General features: G+C 51.1%; 20 protein-coding genes. 2 read left to right on the top strand and 18 right to left on the bottom strand.

Going from position 1 to position 20,094, the window contains the following annotated elements:
- Nucleotides 1-293: 293 nt before the first annotated feature.
- The 5 genes from BLS62_RS04900 to repC form a co-directional block, all read right to left on the bottom strand.
- On the bottom strand, nt 294-683 hold the full coding sequence (locus tag BLS62_RS04900; protein ID WP_093177716.1) for a helix-turn-helix domain-containing protein: 390 nt from the start codon (nt 681-683) through the stop codon (nt 294-296).
- 28 nt (nt 684-711) lie between these two features.
- The gene (locus BLS62_RS04895; protein WP_093177714.1) at nt 712-1,287 is read right to left on the bottom strand and encodes a hypothetical protein; all 576 of its coding nucleotides are present in this window, start codon (nt 1,285-1,287) and stop codon (nt 712-714) included.
- 41 nt (nt 1,288-1,328) lie between these two features.
- Complete coding sequence (locus BLS62_RS04890) at nt 1,329-1,757, bottom strand: putative periplasmic lipoprotein (RefSeq protein ID WP_093177711.1); 429 nt, start codon at nt 1,755-1,757, stop codon at nt 1,329-1,331.
- A gap of 4 nt (nt 1,758-1,761) precedes the next feature.
- A complete protein-coding gene (locus BLS62_RS04885; RefSeq protein ID WP_143521516.1) occupies nt 1,762-2,094 on the bottom strand; it encodes a hypothetical protein in 333 nt (110 codons plus the stop codon).
- A 170-nt stretch (nt 2,095-2,264) separates the two neighbouring features.
- Nucleotides 2,265-3,704, bottom strand: coding sequence for a plasmid replication protein RepC (repC, locus tag BLS62_RS04880; RefSeq protein ID WP_159436499.1), 1,440 nt, complete (start codon nt 3,702-3,704; stop codon nt 2,265-2,267).
- Nucleotides 3,705-4,325: 621 nt separating this feature from the next.
- Here repC and BLS62_RS04875 point away from each other — a divergent pair.
- The gene (locus BLS62_RS04875) at nt 4,326-5,252 is read left to right on the top strand and encodes a M48 family metalloprotease (protein ID WP_093177702.1); all 927 of its coding nucleotides are present in this window, start codon (nt 4,326-4,328) and stop codon (nt 5,250-5,252) included.
- 325 nt (nt 5,253-5,577) lie between these two features.
- Here the strand turns inward: BLS62_RS04875 and traI are convergent, their stop codons facing one another.
- From traI to BLS62_RS04820, 11 genes are all read right to left on the bottom strand, one after another.
- Complete coding sequence (gene traI, locus BLS62_RS04870; protein ID WP_093177699.1) at nt 5,578-6,690, bottom strand: TraI/MobA(P) family conjugative relaxase; 1,113 nt, start codon at nt 6,688-6,690, stop codon at nt 5,578-5,580.
- A gap of 3 nt (nt 6,691-6,693) precedes the next feature.
- The gene (locus BLS62_RS04865; RefSeq protein WP_093177696.1) at nt 6,694-7,056 is read right to left on the bottom strand and encodes a hypothetical protein; all 363 of its coding nucleotides are present in this window, start codon (nt 7,054-7,056) and stop codon (nt 6,694-6,696) included.
- On the bottom strand, nt 7,056-8,702 hold the full coding sequence (locus BLS62_RS04860; protein ID WP_093177693.1) for a DUF5710 domain-containing protein: 1,647 nt from the start codon (nt 8,700-8,702) through the stop codon (nt 7,056-7,058). The genes BLS62_RS04865 and BLS62_RS04860 overlap by 1 nt, the downstream gene beginning before the upstream one ends.
- A gap of 93 nt (nt 8,703-8,795) precedes the next feature.
- On the bottom strand, nt 8,796-10,643 hold the full coding sequence (locus BLS62_RS04855) for a type IV secretory system conjugative DNA transfer family protein (protein WP_093177690.1): 1,848 nt from the start codon (nt 10,641-10,643) through the stop codon (nt 8,796-8,798).
- Nucleotides 10,643-11,578: a CpaF/VirB11 family protein gene (locus tag BLS62_RS04850; protein ID WP_093177687.1), complete on the bottom strand. Its 936-nt coding sequence runs from the start codon at nt 11,576-11,578 to the stop codon at nt 10,643-10,645. Before BLS62_RS04850 ends, BLS62_RS04855 begins: the two co-directional genes overlap by 1 nt.
- A 122-nt stretch (nt 11,579-11,700) precedes the next feature.
- Entirely contained in the window at nt 11,701-13,932 is a 2,232-nt protein-coding gene (locus tag BLS62_RS04845; protein ID WP_093177684.1) for a hypothetical protein, read from the bottom strand.
- 50 nt (nt 13,933-13,982) lie between these two features.
- Complete coding sequence (locus BLS62_RS04840; protein WP_093177681.1) at nt 13,983-15,125, bottom strand: TraB/TrbI/VirB10 family type IV secretion system protein; 1,143 nt, start codon at nt 15,123-15,125, stop codon at nt 13,983-13,985.
- 1 nt (nt 15,126) lies between these two features.
- Nucleotides 15,127-16,113: a TrbG/VirB9 family P-type conjugative transfer protein gene (locus BLS62_RS04835; protein WP_093177679.1), complete on the bottom strand. Its 987-nt coding sequence runs from the start codon at nt 16,111-16,113 to the stop codon at nt 15,127-15,129.
- Nucleotides 16,110-16,868 (bottom strand): VirB8/TrbF family protein, encoded by a 759-nt coding sequence (locus tag BLS62_RS04830; RefSeq protein WP_093177676.1) that lies wholly within the window; start codon nt 16,866-16,868, stop codon nt 16,110-16,112. Before BLS62_RS04830 ends, BLS62_RS04835 begins: the two co-directional genes overlap by 4 nt.
- Nucleotides 16,852-17,031 carry a hypothetical protein gene (locus BLS62_RS04825; RefSeq protein WP_093177673.1) on the bottom strand — a complete coding sequence of 60 codons (180 nt, stop codon included), beginning with the start codon at nt 17,029-17,031 and terminating at the stop codon, nt 16,852-16,854. Before BLS62_RS04825 ends, BLS62_RS04830 begins: the two co-directional genes overlap by 17 nt.
- A 41-nt stretch (nt 17,032-17,072) precedes the next feature.
- Entirely contained in the window at nt 17,073-17,972 is a 900-nt protein-coding gene (locus tag BLS62_RS04820) for a hypothetical protein (protein ID WP_093177671.1), read from the bottom strand.
- On the opposite strand from BLS62_RS04820, the gene BLS62_RS04815 reads away from it, so the two are divergent.
- The gene (locus BLS62_RS04815; protein WP_093177668.1) at nt 17,971-18,678 is read left to right on the top strand and encodes a hypothetical protein; all 708 of its coding nucleotides are present in this window, start codon (nt 17,971-17,973) and stop codon (nt 18,676-18,678) included. The two genes, BLS62_RS04820 and BLS62_RS04815, sit on opposite strands and share 2 nt — an antisense overlap.
- Nucleotides 18,679-18,701: 23 nt before the next feature.
- Here the strand turns inward: BLS62_RS04815 and BLS62_RS04810 are convergent, their stop codons facing one another.
- The gene (locus BLS62_RS04810) at nt 18,702-19,481 is read right to left on the bottom strand and encodes a hypothetical protein (protein WP_093177665.1); all 780 of its coding nucleotides are present in this window, start codon (nt 19,479-19,481) and stop codon (nt 18,702-18,704) included.
- Nucleotides 19,478-19,999 carry a hypothetical protein gene (locus BLS62_RS31290; protein WP_200798467.1) on the bottom strand — a complete coding sequence of 174 codons (522 nt, stop codon included), beginning with the start codon at nt 19,997-19,999 and terminating at the stop codon, nt 19,478-19,480. The genes BLS62_RS04810 and BLS62_RS31290 overlap by 4 nt, the downstream gene beginning before the upstream one ends.
- Nucleotides 20,000-20,094: the final 95 nt, after the last annotated feature.

Here is a 20,094-nt window from a genome sequence, read left to right as displayed (position 1 = left end):
CGCTATTTGTCAATAAAACCCACACTATTTGAATAGTGCAAGCTATTTTTGGTAAACAAAAATTAACTAATACGGTATGAAACTATTATTGGTATGGACGAAATTGTTTTAAGTATTTGATATTGCTACATTTTTTGAAAAGTTAAATTTCATAATCGGAGGCGGATTTTCAGTACAATATCAGTGTTACTAATAGGGATAACCCAGCGCAGGCAGAGAATTAGACCAACATAGATTCGTGCCCTTAGTTTAAGCACGCTCCTAACACTAAGGGCGAGCAACTCATGGATACGTTAACCGAGATGGTTATTCCCGATGTTCAACACCTCTTCAATTTCTGCTTCCAGATTCTCCCGACGGGTCGTTCCAGCGTAGGTTCTATAACTTGCAAAATAGGTTTGCGGTTCATTCTCAAGCCGTTCAATTCTGACGTACTCTTCTAAGTTCTCAGCGCCAGTGAAAAACACTTCGACTGGAACCCCAAGACAACAGGCTACCTGATAGAGGCGACCAGCAGAAATTCGATTTGTTCCGTTCTCATATTTCTGAAGTTGCTGATAAGAAAGAGTAATGGCCTCACCCAGCGTCACAAGACTTACGCCTTTTTTCTTCCGAACCACCCTCAAGTTATGCCCGACAAGCAAATCAAAGCCTTCCGCACAATTTTCTTTCGACTTTGTCATAGTTCTAGCACTCCAATTCCTGCCCCCTTTAAGCCGAGGTCAATACCAGCGGATCTTCATTCACATTAACGTATTCGGGATTATCTCTGCACACCCAATTCAAATGAACACTTGGCGGTTCTGGTGATCGCAGAAATGCTCGAACACCCCTCTCATAGGCTAACTCGCTAGTTGTTGCTGATTTCATCACAGGTAAGTTTTCGCGAAGACCCGCAAGATCTATTTCACCAAGATTGGACCGAAATACGGAAACACTATTATCTGAGCTGACAATGAGAAAGAAATAGTCCTTCCGCTCTAGCATTACTTCAAGAACATGCCGCACCATTAGGTTGGCCGGATTAACCAGAGTTGAGTACTGGCCAAAGCCGTAAATATTGAAAACAAACTGGCACAACGTGTGGTCCTGTATTTCCGATAACCTGTGACCAAATCCAATCCCGTCAGCAAGGGCCGCTGGTGGGATTACTCTGTCTGGGCGCATGGCTAGAAAACCTGTTCTGCGGCCTTCTACTTCAACAAAGCCAAGAGCAAAACAAGGGGCAGGGGCTTTTGTAAAATCGCCAATAAAACTGCGGTTGAGAACGAGTGATGGCAATGTCATAAAAGCTCCCCCTTTTCTGTTTCAAATGTGTATATAAAAATCTACCGTGCCGCCTTATTGAGCAAGCCCTGCAATCGCTGACCATCTGCTGACGATACCACGGAAAAATCATGCTGCTTCGCGGTTCCCGGGTTCATGAGTATTCCAGTCCAACCTATGACCTCAACTCCGTCTTTTGTCTTCGCGAACTCCACTTTCAGCTTATGATGGGGAAGCCCGGCTGAGCGATCCGCATAGTATCTCTGCCCCTCGGTTTTTGGATCCATCACTTTGGTTGCAATTAACTTTTTGCTGGATTGAGTTTTAATCTCATAACCCTGCTCACAGAACTCCTTGGCAAGATAAGCCGAGACTTGCTGAGCACTTTTTTGAGTGGTTGCCCTTGGTGGGTTTTCATCGGTGACAGGGGCTGTGGTTTGGCAGGCCACAAGCAGCATTGAGGCTGCGATAAGAGAGACGTATTTCTTCATTGGTTCAATCCTTTGCCTTATGCGGGAAACACTTTTTGCGATGACGTTTTATTGCGGGATTGGTCAGGAACATATCGACTAATTGGATCATCTCAACGGTATCTTCCCTGGGCGTGGAAGGGTAATTCGCGTAACAGGCCAGTACCATTGCCTCGCAACCTTCCGCCGTGATCGCGGCCCCTAACGATTGGGCTCTGCTTTCGATCCTGTTTCGATGCCCAAGCATCGCATTTGCCGGAAATAAGAGCTTTCCGTCCTGCGCCATAGCTCTTGTGAATTCCTGTTCTAATTGCCGAATTCTGTCATCACTGAGTATGTGCTGAGTGGTGCCAGTCATTTCTTTTTCCCCTTCTCGTCTCAATTTGCCGCGTCCTTGCTTTGTGAACTCTGTGCTGTGCCTGCCCACGCCAATTTTACGCACGAAGCAGTAAAATCAGTGGTTTGATGAGCTTCTGATCCCTTGTCGTTAACAGCGACCAGCGGCAACACAGCCGATTTCTGACAGGGTTATTCATCAAGGTTTCCCTTGCTGAGCAGTCCGAAAACAGATTTGTGTAGATGCAGATCGCCAGCCTGAGCTTTGGCCACACAGCCGCGAACAAACCCACCATATGAGTTGATCGTTGTCTTCGGATCGGTGCTTCTGCGCTCGGCAATCACAACAATTGTTGCGGCCGCACTTGCTCCCAACCTGTCGCGGGCGTCCTGCCAGGCCGGTGCGGAGATCCCCAGATAACCCGCCGCCAGTTTTGCCGCCTCGACGACAGCAGACCAGTCGGCTCCACCCGTTTTTGAGGCATTGCGGATCATATCGCGCAGCATGGGGCTGGCGCAGGCCATAACCTGTTTGAGGGTAATATGCTCGATGCCCGAACCGAAGAAAGGCGTTGGTAGCGAGGGCTGTTCAAGTTGGGGCAGGGGAGGTTGATCGGACCTGTCCGCAAATGCATTCAGGTGTTGACGAGTATGAGCCTTGCTTTCACGCTTATATTTCTCAAGAGCCATTACCGCTTTAGCGGACGGGGGTTTCTTCAAGTCATTGCCGGTTGGCAATGTCCGCCTATTACTTCTTTCGTTAGAAAGTGTTGGTTTTGTATTATTTGTATTTATGTGTCGGAAATATAGTTCCGACCTGCCGGAAGTATTCTTCCGGCCAATGTTGTTTTGCGTGTCTTTGTGATGCTCTGTTTCAAGCGGCTCAAACTGAGCTACTCCGCCTATTAGTGGTCCAGTTTCGCCTTCGTCTTGAGAGTTCTCTTCAAACGCCTCGATTAGATCATTCATCTGCTGGCTCCACTGAACCAGTTGCGTGATTGTCACCCGAGCTTCAACGCGCCTTGGAAGCGAGGCCAGCAGGCCCATAGCCTGATCAGCACTTGCATGGCCGGGGGTCAACGTGAGCTGTTCGCGCAAAACACGCTTGCAAAGCAGCACCGCTGCCTTTTCCTGCTTCCAGACCCGCGCCCGTTGCTCCTGCTCTTCAACCAAGCCTAGAAGACGGTCATAGAGGGCGGCCAGCGGCGCCAGATTCACACCATAGGCTTCCTTCAGCTCACCGGTCTTAGATCGGTGGCCGTAGCGACGTTGGTTGCCGCTGTCATGCCAGCACACCAAACCAACCCGGTTCAAGGCGCGTTCTATATTTAAAACCTGTCGCTCTGAGATGCCGCGCTTGTTGGCGGTCGCACTGACGGTCAGGTAGACAATCGGATTACTGCCATAGCTCCAATCCTGATCGCGGGTGTAGCCCACCAGAAACTCAAGGTGTGCAACATGCGTGGCAGTTAGGCCCAGCTCGCTTTGCAAGCGCTTTACAAGAGACAGAGGCTCCCAGCGGCTCACGCCCTCCCGCAATCCGTTAAAGGTTTTTGCTGCCGCTTCAGCACATTCATTTTGCTGGCGCGATGTGTTGCCAATCCCGAACAGTCTTGCTGGTTGTTCAGGCATAAAAGTATCAATCTGCATTCCAAAAATTCCGTCTAAAACGGAAGCTTTGGGCCAAATTCAGAGTGAACAATCCCGTTCGCAAAAAATAATGCGGTCTTCACTCTTGCAATTTTGGGGAGGACAACATAGAAATTCAGGTGCTGATCTTGAATTCTATGTTGTTCTCCCCTGGTGGCCTCTGGCTTCCAGGGTTTTCTTTTTTAAGGGGCAGTGCCCCGATTGCTCTCATCCTTGATAGAAACATCTGGCCGCTCGGGTGATCTTTAGATCACGCTAGAGGGCTGTTTCAGCTGATTTAAATTTCATTCAAATAGTACAAATCTCCCTGCCATTCCAAAAGTAGAAACCTAATCACTTTGTATGTTACGCACATGTTAGCGCCGTAATCCGGTCATTTAGTCATGGCTCTTTTGTAAAATCCCATGAGGTTCCTAAGGGGTTGTTTTCGTGTCACGACGAATACTTCAAGCTCTTCATCTCTCACATTATTGATAATCGTAACTCTTACTTATCTGCATTAACTATACTTGAGTTAGCTGTGAACAAAGTAAGAACACGGGCGAAGTTAATTGAGTACAACCTCAGGTTTTTGTAGAATAGAGCCAATGGAGGGTGGTTCAAATGCGCAGTATTTTCAGACACATAGCTATCGATTTGAGTTGGTTTATCTCGTGGACCGTTATTTTCGCGCCTGCCTTCTTCATATTGTTCTATGCGATGATCCCCGTTACTTCCGCCATCAATACTTATGCCTTGCTCCCGTTCCCTGTTCCCCACGTAAACGAGCTGTTCGTTCTTTGCGTTCAGATCACGCTCGTTCTGATCCTGTTTTTGATACCGGGGGTCTCTGAGTTTTTCAGCGATATCAAGCTGGGCGCACGCCGTGCCTCGCAGCGCGAACTGGACCAGATTGAAGCTGCCTTTGCGTACCTTCAACACAGCGCTGATGCCAAGAACATCAAACTGCCGCGCATTGTCTGGCGTGTGGTTGACGACAAGGGCTACAATGCCACTGCTTATGGCCGCAACCGGATTGCCATCCATAGAGGCGCTCTTTACGACACCAAATTCCGCAAGCGCGGACTGGAAGAACTGGCGGGCCTGATTGCTCACGAGATCGCACATTTGCGGTATTGGGATACAAAACACGCGATAATCTCTTCTGCAATCTTCACGCCGTTCAATGTGCTTTTGTTTTTTGCAAATCTGTTTATCCGCGTTCCTATCCTCAATCTGGCCGTGATGTTCTTCTTCTATCCTTGCAGCCTGATTATTGGTCTGGGGAACCGCATCCCGGACCTGACGTCTCGCATGGCTGAATACCGCGCCGATGAGTTCTCTCAAAAGCTGCTTGGCAAAGAGTGTATGTGTCAGGTCTTTGGCAGCATTGGTGATGAACGAGAGGGAACCAACATCATGGCCCATTACATGGCCTCCCATCCGCCCACAGAACTGCGCCATAACAATTTGCAATTGCGTTCCGATTATCGCCCTCAATTCAATGGTCCTCCCTCAATCGATCTCATTGCCCGCTTCCGTAAACACTAAGACGCGGTGTCCTGAACGTCCGCTCTGCGCCCTGTTTGTCTTGCTGCTAGCACCACCAGCAAGACGGGCAGGGCGCTTTTCTGCCTATCTGTCCCGGCCTGTGGTCTTGCTCTTTTGCAATTGCGCTCTGACTATCGTCCGCACTTCAATACCCTCCCTCAATCGATCTCATTCGAGTTTTCGTTACTACGAAAATGATGGTTTCCACTGGCCGCAAAAGCGATTATGTTCCCACCGTTGTACTTATGACTCTCGCCTTGTCAGTCTTGCTTTTTCCTCCACGCCACGAGGACCAACCAGCAAAACGGGCAGGGCGCTTTTCTGCCTATCTGTCCCGGCCTGTGGCCTTGCTCTTTTGTGTTGTTTTGTCTCGTTGCCCCTGACGTTTCAAACGCTCCTTCAACTGCTTTGGTTGTCGTCTTGACCCAAGTCCCATCAGGGACAGCATGGCCTCCTCTCCCTTGAGCATTTCAACGGCTGCATGGTTGAGTTGCACATGGGCGTTCAGGAAAGAGCGCCAGCTGTGTTTGCCCTTCTTCTTGCCCAGTTGCTTCTTGTAACTGCCCCACAACTCTGTGTTTTTGTGACGCTCTTTCAGCGGTCTGCGCTCATAACGATCTTTGCGCTTGGATGGATCAAGCTCTTTGGTTGGGGCCTGATAAGGACCAAACTTGTCTTCCATAGACTTCTTAGAAAAGTCGCGATGAACAGTGCTGGCTTTTTCCATACGCGGCCCGTCCAGTTCCTTGAACACAAAGCCGTTGCCCCGCTTTTTGAGCTCAAGCGAATAGGCTGCAATGCCCTCATGGAATTCGGGCCACGTCTTGGAAGTCTCCCGGATCTTCAACAGCTCGTCCTTGTAATCCTTCACATAGGTGGAGAAGGACACCTCATACGTGTTGGCCTCATAGTCCCGCGCTTTGGGGTTTGCTTTGTCCAGCACTTCGCCCTTGGCGTTGGTCCGGGTCAGTCCGTATTTCAGCTCCATCTCAAGCCGGGTTTTCTCCAGCGCATCAAAATCATAATAAGGCGTATGAACTTTGTAGGTTTCCGGGTGGATCCGGTTGATCGCCACGTGCATGTGGTAATTGTCCGTGTTGGTATGGGTGCCGATAATGCGCTCATGCTCTTCAAACCCAAGCGCCTTGGCAAAGGACTTTTCAATGTCCCTCAATACCTCCAGCTCGGGCACTTCCCCTTCAGCAAACGAGATCACCAGATGATAGGAGCGGTCGCCCTTTACGCGGGTGTTATGCCCTTGCGTATTTTCAATCTCGACAATGGCAAGGTCCAGATCTTCCTTGGTGCTTGCCAGCTCACAATTTTCAATCCAAAGATCCCCTAGCTTTTCATTGTCTTCGCGCGCGCCTGCCACATAACGCGCCAGAGCCTTGAATGAATTTGCGCCGGACTTGCGGCCTACCTTGTGTGCAATCATGGGTCAGAGCGCTCGTACTTTTGCTTTCAAAGCGGCCTGCGTATCGCGAATATCCCGCAGCAGCTTTTCCATCTCCTCATGATTGGCTTTTGTCGCAGCATCAGCCAACCCGGAGTTCAACAGGTTCCCAAGCCGCGCCTGGTCGTGATTGATCTTTTTCAGCTCATCAATGGCGGTCATTTTTGAGGGATCTGGATGAGAGACGTTTTCATAAACGTAGGCCACGTAGTGGCCGTATCTCCACTTCATTTTGTCGGCTCGCTCCTTGATATCTGCAATCACAGACTTCGGCAGGTAGATGTTAAACGCAGCCGTGCTCTCTCTGTTTCCTCTGCCGATCTCAATTTTTTTCTTGCCAGTCTTCATTACGCCATCTCCATTTCTTGTTCTTTTTTTGGAGATTTTGTCGCCTCATTTTGAAGCTCACGCTCATTGTTTTTGCTCAGCGCCGCCCGCGCCTGTGTGATGAACTGGTAAGTTGTCTTGTCCTGGCCGCGCTCCTGACACAGATCATTCCAGTCCGTCAGACCTTTGGTTTTTTCAGCTTTGGTAAAGGGAGGGGCAACCACATAGCCGCCAACAGCTCTTGCTGCTTCAACCGCCTTTTCCATCCCCTTGTTGGGCAAAGGGGTTTCGCGCTTCGGCAAGTGATGATCATCATCAGCTGCAAACAACATGGTCACATCAGGGAACTTCTCGCGCATGGCCTTGGCAACCTTGACCAGATTGTCACCATCGAAGGTCACAATGATTGGCTTACCCACCAGCTTGTGAACCGACCCGCCGGTCGCATAGCCCTCTGTGAAGACAAGCGTGTCTTCCTTCGTGGGCTGGCGCTCGTCATTGAGGTAGCGCTTTGGGTCAATTGCATGGAACAGGCCTTCTTTGCGGCCATGTTTGAGGTAGTGTTTTTCCTCGCCCACAAACTGCAGGGAGTGGATCTTGAAATCTGTATCGCGCAGCGGCACGACCATGCGGCCGTCTTTGTCGAGTTTGACCCCATAGCCAAGGACGTTTTTTCGTTTCAAGTACTCGCAGTTTGACGGCTTGGCCCAGTCTTTTAGATTGGACCAGATCCCATAGGCTCTTTTCGCGGTGGCCTGCTGTTCAAGCTTAAGATCTTCAGCCCGGTCCTTTTTAGCTTTTTGTCCAGCTTCAATAGCGCGGGCGACCTCATCCTTTGAAAGCTGCTGTCCGGTAAAAACCCACTTATCCTGCTCACCCTTAAAATTGTTGAGCATCCCGTTTGGAACGCCGCCCTCAAGGAAGCCGCGATAGGAGGCGTTCTTTTCCCTCTCTCCAACAATAGCAATACGGTGCCATTTACCGTCCATGGTTGCCAAACCCTTCAGGTCCATCCCCCTGGCCTTGACCCAATCGCTGAATTCCTGCTGCGGCTCCCGGCTCTGCTCTGCTTTGGGGGCTTTACCTTCCACCGACCATTTTCTGGTGGCCTGCACGACTTTAGCGCTCGGGGCAAACCAGCTCTTGGTTTTGCGGTCCCACTTGGCTCCAAGCTCTTTGGCCTGATCTCGCTCAGCGTAAGGAACGGCCAGATAAGTGCGTTCACGGCTTTTTCTGCGTGCCGCCTTATCATAAACGAGAGTATCACCCTTAGACAGACCAACACCTACTGCCACTTCGCTCTGCTGTTCAATGAGATTGAAGCTGACAGAATGGCGCTCCATCACCGCTGGGTTGTCTCCCTTGCTGTACTCAACAAGAGCATCTTCTTTTGCGTTGTAGTAGAGCTTGTCTCCAGCATTAACGAACCAGCTTTTATCAATGGGACGAGACCGGTAGTCCTTAGCATCGGGCGCGCTATAATGCGCCCAGACCTGCTCATCATCGGGATGTGCATCAATGGAAACGCTGTGGCCTGGCTTCTGGGGGATATCAAAGTCTACGAAAAACTCCCGATTATCACTGATAGGGTCACTGAAAATGCCTGAGGTCGGCAAGGGTGCTTCTTTTGTAGGCTGCACCTCATGTTCATTTTCTAAGTTTTGCATGGCAGGTTCTCCCTGTTTTAAATGGCGAAGAAATGGAATTTAAAGTGTGACCCGGTCTGTGTCTGAGCGCAGTCAGCCGGAGTCATAAGCCGGTCAAGATTTTGCTGCCGCTGGCTCCCTCAAGCTGCCTCCAGCTTTGACATTTCCCGATGGTTTCATTTTGGAGCGGGCGTTCAGCTCTTCATCTTGAAAATACAAAAACTGCTGGCCGTAGATGGTCGGCTTGCCTGCGGCAAAAATCAGCATTTTGCCCGGACCGGTAACTTTGCCGTCCTCGTCATATTCAAGCCCCGGCAAAAGCATGCACTCATCTGGTGTCATCAAAGGGCGAGCAACTTCCGACAGGCTCTCTGAGACACTGGTGGAAGAACGATCAAGGTTCTTGGACACGGAGCGTTTGCGTTGCACGACCGTTGTTTTGCCCGCCATGTCAGAAAGAACCTTAGCGGTCTCAATCTTGTTGGGAGCGTAGGCAATGCGAATATGGCAGTTGGAAATAATGCTTTCTTCGCGGGTGTACGCGCTTTGAAGCTGCGTAATATCCTGCGCGATCAAAAAGGCTTTGAGACCATAACCGGCCATGAAGGCCAGCGAGCTTTCAAAGATATCCAGCTTGCCAAGCTGGGGGAACTCATCGAGCATCAAAAGCATGCGGTGCTTGTAAAGGGTCTCGCCCTCAACATGAGACATTTTGGAGGTCAGGCGCGTCAGCATCTGGTTTAAAATGATGCGAATAAGCGCTTTCATGCGGCCGATTTCGGCAGGCGATAAGACCATATAGATATTGGTCGGTTGATCTGCATTCATCAGATCATCAATGGTAAAATCACAAGCGGACGTGTTCCTGGCAATGATCGGGTCTGCAAAAATGGCAAGCTGTGCGGTTGCCGTTGACGACACACCAGAGCGCTCGTTGGTTGAGCGTTTGCGCATCCGTGATGCGCCGCGCCGCACTTCCGTGTTCGCGCCCTCATTGTTGTGCTCGTAACTTTCCATATCGAGCAACAGCTTTTCAAAACCATCGTCATCACCCTTCTTGCCCTTGGCCCTTGCCTTCACCAGTTCATCGAGCTTTACGGCAGGATCGGCTGAGGGATCGTCATCTCCTACGGAGAGAAACTGAAGAACATCTCCCAGACTGGCCGTGCGTTTTTCCTCATTGCGGATCCGGTAAAGCACATGCAAGATTGCGGTAGACAGCCACGAGAACCCTTCTTGTTCCCAAAAGTCTTTGAGGCCTTTGCCGGAGGTGTCCACGATCATCTTGGCAACGTTCATGCAATCGCCAACCTGATGATCGCTCTCACAGCGGATCTCTTCTAAGGGATTATAGCGGGCCGAGCCCTCGACCGCGGTCGGCTCGAAGTAAAATACGTTCTGACCTTGCGAGGCGCGCCAACCTGAGGTTTTCGCGTAGTTCTCGCCCTTGATATCGAGCACAATGGTGCTTCCGGGCCAGGTCAGAAGCGTTGGAACAACAACCCCGACACCCTTACCAGAACGGGTCGGAGCAAAGGCAAACACATGCTCCGGGCCGTTATGGCGCAGCACCGATGTAGAGCCGTTTTTCTCCTCAAACCCGCCAACGATAACCCCTTTGCCGCGCAACAGGCCCATTTTCTCGACCTCCTTACGCTCCGCAAACCGGGCCGTGCCGTGCAGCGACTTTGAATCTCGATTTCCAGAGATGGTTGAACTGGTGGCCTTTTCCATGACGATCCGGCCAGCGATCATGACTAAAATCATGGCGATGAACCCGCCACCAAACGGGATCAGGATGGTGTTTGGGAGTTCATTGGTTTGTTGGAAGTAGGCATAAAGCCATTTCCACCACTCCATGTTGGTGGGGTCAAATTCCAGCGTGTAATACCAACCGGCAAGCGTGACGGCTATAAAGGCAAAAATGGAAATAAGCGCGACAATTCGGGGAAAGACATGCATCACTGAAGTTTCCCGTCTTTGAGGATGAAGCGGTCGTTTTTGACCTCATAAATGTCGGTGATATGGCGCACGCCGCGCTCAAAGCGGGTGATGTGAAAAATCACATCCACCAACGAATTGAAGTAGCCGCGTATGGGGGTTGTTACCCCGCCAGACAAATCGATATTGGACTGAAACCGGTCCACGACCTTCTGTGCGCTATCGGCATGAATGGTGCACATCCAGCCCTTGGCTCCGGTGTTGAGCACGTTCAAAGCAGAGTAGGCATTTTGAACGGAGATCTCGGAGAAGATGATGCGGTCTGGTGAGATACGCATCTTGTGATCAAAGAGCTGAGGCCATGTTTGAAGGCCAGCCCCTTGCGAGGAATCACGTGCTGCAAACAGGGCTGATCCATTCCAGAAGCGCTCAATCTCAAGCTCTGGCGTATCCTCGCAAGACACCACACGCTCATGGGCGGGCAGCATACCAAGCAGTTTGTTCAAAAGGGTGGTTTTGCCTGTGTTGGTGGAGCCGGATATCGCGATATTCCAGCGCTTGCTCATGGCCTCACTGATGTAATCGATCATCTTTTGGCGAAGCCCCATGTCCTCGAATTTGACCTCATAGGGATGCTTGCAGCGCACTGCCATGGACAGGCCGGTGAGCGTGCTTGGTCCAACCAGACATTCAAAGCGGTGGCGTTCAGGTAATGTCACAGAAAGCTTGGGATGCTTGTCTTCGGAAAACTTCAATCCGTTGTAGTTGGCAAGCGCCTGACACACACGCCGGATCTGATTGAACCCAATACCTGGCGCATCAAGTTGCAGCAGATCCGACTTGCGATGCTCCAGCACAAGCTTATCAGGCCGCATCTGGCGTAGCTCCACCACGTCAGGATCAGAGTAGATCTGAGATAAAGGTTCCATAAGCTTCATTATGAGTACATTAGACATAGCTTACCCGTTTGCTCAGACGGGGTACGGTCTGAACACCTATCAACTGTTTGATTTGTCGTTATTTTACGAATTCACGAAGCACTGACGCAGCTCCCCGCGCCAGCTTTTGTCAAATATATTCAACAACCAAAGTATGAATTCATCACCGATTTAGAAGATTGTTTCGATCTTTTATCCAGATTAACCCATTCTGTGTAAGTAACTGTCTTGTCTGGATTTGTAATAGTCATCCGTTGTACTATCTCAGTTTTATTTAGAACTGTGATGATCGCTTTTTCGCAATAAGTATTTCTATTGGCGTGCTTTACGCTCGCAGCGGCATATGGACCATTTTCATGGTATGAATCGTACCCATCTCCTCCTGGATAATTAATGACCTTCCCATTCGCATCTTCCACGGATGATCGTGCCGTATTATCGTTACGTGTAACGAGCGCCTCGTACCATCGCTCAATGGTTTCCGTTTCACGGACACATTGATCACCTTCATCAATCGGCGTGCCTGCACCGATTGCAACGGCATGACGTGTTCCATCCGGGCGCTCAAAGACTTTACTACGTTTTGTCGGAATAAATGCGTTGCAGCCCTCATAGTAACGTCCTGCAAGATCCTGAGTTTCTTCAATGTCTTCCTCACTGTAGGCTACCTCCGGGGCACCGGGCAAAAGCATATTGGTGGCAATCGGATAGGTCTGCCCAGACACATTGATAGTGACGCTCGACAAAGGCTGCGCCTTCAGCTCCTCATCATTGTACTTCCATGAGGACACATCCACATTGTGAACGTAGCTTGTGCCGCCCTGCTGGCAGGCACTTACATAGACCCGGCTTGGGTTTTCATAGTAAAACCGCTCAAGTCCGTACGAGACACCCGCTGTGATATCGTGATTAAACTCTGCTGGATTGAGACACCCCTCACTCGTGGATTTGATATCAATGGACGCGGATGAATCTGGTGTACATTGATCAATGTACTGCGATGAACCATTGACGGTGATTTGCGTCCGGTATTGCGGGATTGCCCTGCGCCCACTCAGATCCACCATGATCTGGCACACTTCAACGCCGTTCTGCTTAAACACCTGCTCATGCGGATAAGTGTTTTCTGTCGTGCTGCACGGCGAGGCCTGGAAGTACTGACCCTCCCGCTCATAAGTCCACATAGCCATTTCAGTTGAAAGGGAATTTGCAAAATCATGACGGATGGAACACCCGTCCGCGACCTGGCTCATCGGAATAGGATCAGCCTCAGCTGAGCGCTCACAAGTGCGCACGACCTGAAGATTGTTGTTACCGTCCGTGTAAACCAGTGACGTTTCAACGTAGGCTTCCCCTTTATCCAGATCGATATCTAGCGGGCAGCTGTCTTGTTCGAAAATTGAGAACGTGGTTTCAGGATCTGGCTGACATTCGGATAGCTGGATGCGTTCCACTTTGTCATTGATGTAGTACTCAACAAATTGAGGTTTGGCGATTTTTGCACTCAGATCTATCTTGTCGTCGCAAGAAGCCGAGCTGTGCTGAATTGCAAAATTAACCCCGTTGTTGGAACAGGCGCTTTCTTCAACCACCACTCCCTTTTTGAGAGTTTGGGTTTTGGACTGCATCAGGATCAGATTCTGATTGCGGTCGATGACCGGCGTGCATCCTTCCCCTGTAAGACGAACCTCTTCGGGCACGTCTTCAGGTGCATCCTTGTCATCAATCTCGCGACGTTCTGGAGTTTCATAACCATTTGTCTCGGGCTTATCACCGCCCCCAGAGGGGCCAGAACCATTTCCAGATCCACCGTTTTCATCACGCTCGGCGTCCTCGGTCTTCTCTCGCTCGCCTTCTTTATCTTTGTCTTTGTCCTCGCCTGCCTCTTCATCTGAATTGAGCTTCTTTAAAGCTGCAATCAGCTCTTCCTCATTTCCCGATACATCCAGCGTTTCTTCTGGATTAATGGCTTCATCATTGACATCAAACTGGGAAGAAAAATTCTCCGCATTGAGTTCAACAAAGCGCTCGCCCTTTGTCAGGCGTGTGAGCACAGCTTGCCCGATCTTCTTCCCATCATGCATGACATATTGGGAGAAACCCTCTGCGCTCACACCAGCTACAGACACCTCGTTTTTGTTCACCGCAGTGGTGAACTCAGGTGCTTTTTTGATCCTTAAGGCAAGCTCAACGGCCTTACCTTCAAAGATTGGCGTTTTCTGCTTCACAGAAACGGCAAACAGTTTTTCTTTGAGCGCCGCGGTGGCCTGCGCCGCGCTCGTGTTCTGTTTGCCAGCTTGTGCAGCTTGCTGTGTGGGTGTTGGTGGCGGGGCTGTTTGGGAAAACCCTGCTGCTGTACTTGTCAGCAACATGGCCCCAACCACACTAAGTCTTAAAATATTCCGCATCTAAAAAACCCTTATTACTGCTGGGTAGGTGGTGCCAGGTACCAGTCGTTTTCAGGTCTGATCTGAACTCTGGTGCCCTGGGATATTCGGATGACAGGGCGCAAATTCACCGTGTCCTCCAAAAATTTAGCCGACAGTTCGCCCACATTTTCTGAAATGCCCGAAAGCGCAGAAGAGACTGTGTCGGAATTCTTTGAACCATAGGAAGAGGAAAGCGTGACTGCCGATTCAACAGCAGCACCAATGGCAACGGTGGTAATGGCCGTGCCATATTTTTCCCACCACCGGTTATCGACATGCCCGGACATGCCGCCATACCCTTGTGCATCGCCCACTTTGGACTTGAGCTGATAGATCTCGGCGCGGCTTTCAGCCAGCAAGATACGCTCGCACGTAAAACTAATCCGGGTCTGACCAACCTTCTTGGCGCTCTCATAACGACAGATCATCCGGCTGCCCTTTGGAACTAAAATATTGGAGCCGTGATACCCGAACACGTCCCGGCTCACCTGAATGACAACCGAACCTTCATCAGCAAGCTGGCTGTTAATGCCCGTTTCCATGATGCCGGTGATGTAGCGATCGGCAGCAACAATCCGGCTGTTATCAACGGCACTGGTAGAGATGCGCCCCGACGCCCGGTAGGTGCTGTTTTCTGGATCAATTCCCTCTGGCGCTTTGAGGGACCCAGCAACATCAGCCCCGGCTGAAGCCACATTCATGCCCGCTGTCTTTGCAAGACCACCAGCAAGACCTGGAACATTGGCACCAGCCCCATTGGCTTTAACACCGCCCGCACCTATGAACCCTTGCGAGCCAAACCGTGCAGCACGAGCAGCCTGTAACTCCAGCTCGAACGGGTCAGGATCTTTCAGGTCTTGCGGTTCGGCAATCCTCTCAATCGTCACATATTTATTTTTGATAATCGTCCTTGGTGGTGCGTCCCTACTGACTTCTTTTTCTATAATGATTGGCGGGGCCATAATGATGCGTGGCAGCAGTGGCGCAGGAGGTGCAACCGGTTTAGGTGCCGGGGGACGTTTGTACTCAAACACCGCAGGATCAGTTGGTGGCAACCCGCGCGATTGCGCAGGCACAGCTTCACAAGCCCCGCCAAAGCTGATCGACATTGCAAGAAAAAACTCACATACACTCATGTCAGCTCCCCTTGTATTCAATGCACATGAAGGACTGGCCGGACTTTAAAGTCACAAGTTTATTCGTGCTCTCAACGATGTAAGTGGAGCCTGACCGGCGCGTATTGACCAGTTCATCAATGCCATCAACCACCACGTAGGCTGTTGGGAGCTCCAAAGAATTGAACTTGTCGCCATAAAAAATGTAGGTAAAATGATCATCGCGAAGCACCATTTCGGGCTTCAAACTGTCATCAGATCCCCAAAGCTTGTAGTCGCCCCAGCCGCGCAGTTTGGAGGGATCAATATTGGCCTTTTTAACGTAATCGCCTGGCACTGGCTCGGTAGCCGGGACTTGCGCAGGATAGGTCATGTTCATCAGTGGGCTTGGAGCCCCGCCAGCTGCAACACCAATCAGAGCAGACCGGGTGTAATGCGGCTTTTCGATTTTAAAACGCAAGTCTGGAATATGCTTTGAATTCACCGTCTCGGCGCGAAGGTAGAAGCTGTAGACCTGCCCATCTTCGGCGTAGACCTGAAGCGAACTGTCCACCCCTGCCGCCAGTGGCTTGATGACCAGTGTGTTGTCATTGCGAACCTGCGTATCAAACAAGGTCACATCAGCCACATCTGCGTTTTCAATCTTCACGCCTTCAGGAAGCTGGATCACGGTGAGCATGAACTCGCGAAGGCGGACACGGTAGACACAGGTCCCGCACTCAACTTGGGTATGAACACCGCTCTTATTGCCTGCTTTGTCCCATGCCTTCTGGATCTGGCCGAGTGGGACTGTGGTCCGGCTCATGGGGCCAAACTGGCCGCGCCGCTGTGCTGCTGCCTGTTGCAAGGCATCTTGAGGGACGCTTGCAGACACACTGGAGGCGACTTGCTGACCCTGATTGATCCGCTGGGTTGGTGTTTGCGGACCACGGTTCAAGCCTGTCTGCGCGGCCGCTGTGTTTGAAACAAGTAAGGTGGTTGCGACAAGAAGGGAGAAATAAGACTTCATGTGGTCGGTCTTTCCTGAACAGCCAGTTTTAAAATGCGAATGCCAAGGGGATTTTCAAACCGCTCCACTGTGGTGACCTCTTGCGGACGTGTGGTCAGTTCCAGATAGGCGCGAAGCTTGGCTTGTTCCGGCTTTTGCCTGCCAATCCGATCTGTCTGGATGAAATCAACGGCGTACTGATAGATCCCGCCATACGCATCAACCTGATTGGCGCTTTCAATGGTGATTGAGCGGTTCAAACCATCTTCAATTGCCTCATTGATGCGGCCCTCGTTTTCCTTCAGGAACTCACGGTAAAAGTCCTGGTCAGAATAAAGAGCAACTTCCTGAAACCGCGTCGCTTGAGAGATTGGATCAACGGCAAGGATCTGCGCCACATAGCGCCGTGCCATCTTCTCCAACATCAATTCAAAACCATCCACCTCAACAGAGACTGGCTCAACACGGTAGATGCGGTCATCTGCTGGATCGACGCGAAGCAAGGCAATTTGCGTTGTCTTCAAGGGCACCAAGACTGAGACCGCTTGCGCCAACAACACCGCTATAACGGTTGCGGCAACACCATAGCCAACCGCGATCCTGAAGAGTAACACCAGCCTTCGATGAGAGCTCTGGTACGCAAATGGATCAGCCTCCAGCACAGCTTTATGCTGGCCCCTGGGGGTATCGCGAGCGCCCAGCTCCGCACGTTCCAGTGCAGGCTCGATCTTCTCATCGCTCTCGCGCCGCTGTGATTTCCTAAGCTTTTGAAGCATCAATCCACTCAAAGGTTTGAGGTTGATAATCAAGCTCCAGACAGGCGCAAGGCGAGGGCCGCATCAGATCGGTATCAACCGGCTCATATGGCATCTCATCGTTGGTTGCACAGCCAGCCAGAAACAGGGCGAATGAGAGAGATGGGATGGACAATTTGGTCATTGGATTACTTCTCGGGTTAAAAGGTCAGGCTGTTGTTTTTGCTAGTCGGATTTCTTGCCCACATACATATCGCGCAGCTTCTCATAGCCCTTGGCAACGCCTTTGCCCGCCATGCCAATGCCTTTGCCGTAAGCCCCAGCCGTCTGTCCAACACCAGACATCATCATACCGGGAGTGGCAGCATTGAGTGTGACTTGCGCTAATGTGCCTGCCAGCGAGACCGCTTCTTGCACCAGCGCTACACCGGACCACGCGGTCAGGATCACCAGAACGTATTTGCCCCATGTTTCTGCTTGGAAGATATCGGTGCTGAGCTTCTGACCAGCGGGCATTAAAGAACCCACACCTGCTATAACCAGCAAGAACACCAGCGAGACCGCGACCAGTGTCAGGATCGCGCTCAGCAAGGTTGAGATCCCGGCTCCGATCTTGTCCCGGCCAAAGGGAAACGCGCTGATGGCAATCACATAAGGGGCCAGCAGGCACACGATCATGACGCGGAACAGGCCAATCGCCACATGGGTGACAAAGGCAATCATCATGAGAATAAAGGGCAGCATGAGCGCGGCGACAAACAGGACAACACCAGCCTTATCGAGCCATCCAGCTCCGTTCATCATGGCTTTTCCCATGCTGAAGGGCCGCGTAAAGGCAGTCTCCAGATTGGAGACCAGACCCGTGATCGCATCGGTGCCACTGCCTGCGCCCATGAGAGCGCCGGGAATGCCAAACATCAAGGTCGTGGTGGCCGTGTAGACCTGCCCGGCAAGACCGAATTTGAGGGCGGTCAGCACCCCGAACCCGAAAAAAATAAACACAAATTGGGTGACAACCCAGCTCATATCCGTGGTGCCTGTGACCAGCTTAAACCCCTGCCAGACCGCCCATAAACATGCTAGACTGGCAAATATTGTCACCATAGGATCATAGGCTATATTCATGAGACCATTGACGTACTGGTCACCACTTTCGACATACTTTTCAATCAACGGGCAGCTGATACAGGCATTACTCATTGCCCTCTCCTTTCTGGGGTTTACCAGTCTGGCCCGCGCCGAACCCGATATTGACAATCTGAAGGGCTCTATTGCTCTGAAAGGCACAGGCTCCACAAATATCATTGTGATTGATATCAGCGCCGCCACAATTCTGGATCTGGCTTACGCCAAATGGGCGTGGACCACGCTGAAAAGCCATGAAGAGGTCACTGCCGAACTTGCCAAATACGAGGGGGCCTACAAGGTCTTTGAACAAGCGGCGCAGGCTGAGTTTACTCCACGCTGGAAGGTCAAGATTAAAGCCACTCCAATCCTTCAATGGGAAAAGACAAAACGTAAGTTTCGGGCCCAGGTGGACCGGGAGGTATTCTTGCAAAGTACCGATCAGGTCGCCATTGCTCGCTACCGCGACCTGACCCTGCTGGAATACAAATGGTACGGAAACTTCGGCAACACTGCGCCGTGGCATCCTGAGGACTGGCAAGCCTTTGAGAGTTTTTATTGCGACAAGCACACTCGGTTCCTTGGCTTTGCAATGGACGGCTGTGCTATTCCCAACTGGCGCAGACCCGATACGGACGAATTGTACAAAAGCATGTACGAAGAACGAAAACGCGAAGGCCGGCTTGAATTCCTGCAAGACGGTTGATCTGGTCGTCACACAAAGGGAGGTCATTTCGAGCCTCCCTTTTTCTTCATGTCGCCTTTAGCCAGCTCACTCTCAATGGGAACGCCCTGAACAATGGACTGCGCCGCCGAAACCTTAAGCATCTGTGCAAGCAACTGATTGGTCTGGGACTGGCTTTGCAGCAGAGCGGTATTCACTTCAATAAGCACCTGCAGGCGATCATTGACGGTTTGAGCAGACGCGCCCGCACTCTTTAACTCCTGCGCCGCTTTGAGCGTTTGAACTGCGTTTTCCTGCGCCATGTCTGCCTGAGCCAGACCTTTAAACGCGGAATCGGCCACCGTATTGACACGGGCCTGATTGACGGCGTCCTGCGTCAAACTCTTCTCTTCCCAACTCATGGAATCCATGTCTTTTGTCTCGGCCACAAGACCATTTTGATAGGCATCAGACCTTGAACACAGCGAGCCCATGTCCACATCCTCAAAGCTGACATTGGGCATCATCTTGTCGAAGTCCGGGATCAAACAAGAATTGTCCGACATGATCTGACCGGTGATATCGCTGAAGTTGATTGACGGGATAGAGATCGAGGAGACCTCACCAATGCTTTTGAGCGTATTATCAACGCCAGCTCGCACATCCTTAGCCACATCAAGCTGCTCTTTGAGCGTCTTGATCTGATCTTTCATATGCGTCAGTTGTTTCTTGAACTCCGCCAATGCCTTCACATCAATGACCGGCTGCGCGGCAAAGCTGGCCCCAGCAGTCAGGCTGAGCGACAGTGTTAAAGCGGTGATCGCGAGAAACCGTGAGATCTTCATTGCCCGGCCTCCGCTTTTTGCGTGGCAGGTTTAGGTGATTTTCCTGAAAAAGTGACGACCGGCCCTTCAATCACTGATTTACGCGTAATCACGAGCTTTTCCGCCGGGCTTAAAAGAGGCGGGGAAGGAAGGAGGGTCGGTTCAACCTTTGTGATCACAGGAGAGGGCGGCGAACTAACCCGGATCAATTCAAAAAAGGTCACACCCTGTTCTTCAGCAACGTATCTTACCGTTTGCTGAAGCCGGGTAAGCTGGCGTTCAATTCCGCCTATATCCCTCTCTTGAGAGCTGTCGCTAAACAGATTATTAAATGTCACGACCAAGGCTATGGCTGCCGCGCCAAGCACGAGCCAGCCATCGCGTTTTTTTGTGTAGAGGGTCTTGGAATCAAGAGCCATTTTCATCAGCGCAAGATCGGCTGCATTGCTATCAAGGTTTTGCTGCAATGTGCCCTTGCCTGTTGGCAACGTGAGCATGACGGTTTCAAGATGGCGCAGCGAATTCGCAGTGTTCTGCATCCGAAGTTCCAACTGGGAGAGAAGGTCGCTCGTCCTCACCTGTTCCAGATGCGGAGCCCCATCCAGGTCTGCATTTCTGGCTGCATCCGATACTC

Origin of the sequence: Pseudovibrio sp. Tun.PSC04-5.I4 (genome assembly GCF_900104145.1) — a bacterium.
Taxonomy (GTDB): Bacteria; Pseudomonadota; Alphaproteobacteria; order Rhizobiales; family Stappiaceae; genus Pseudovibrio.
Note: the sequence above shows the minus strand (reverse complement) of the source record. Positions and strands in the feature narration are given on the sequence as shown.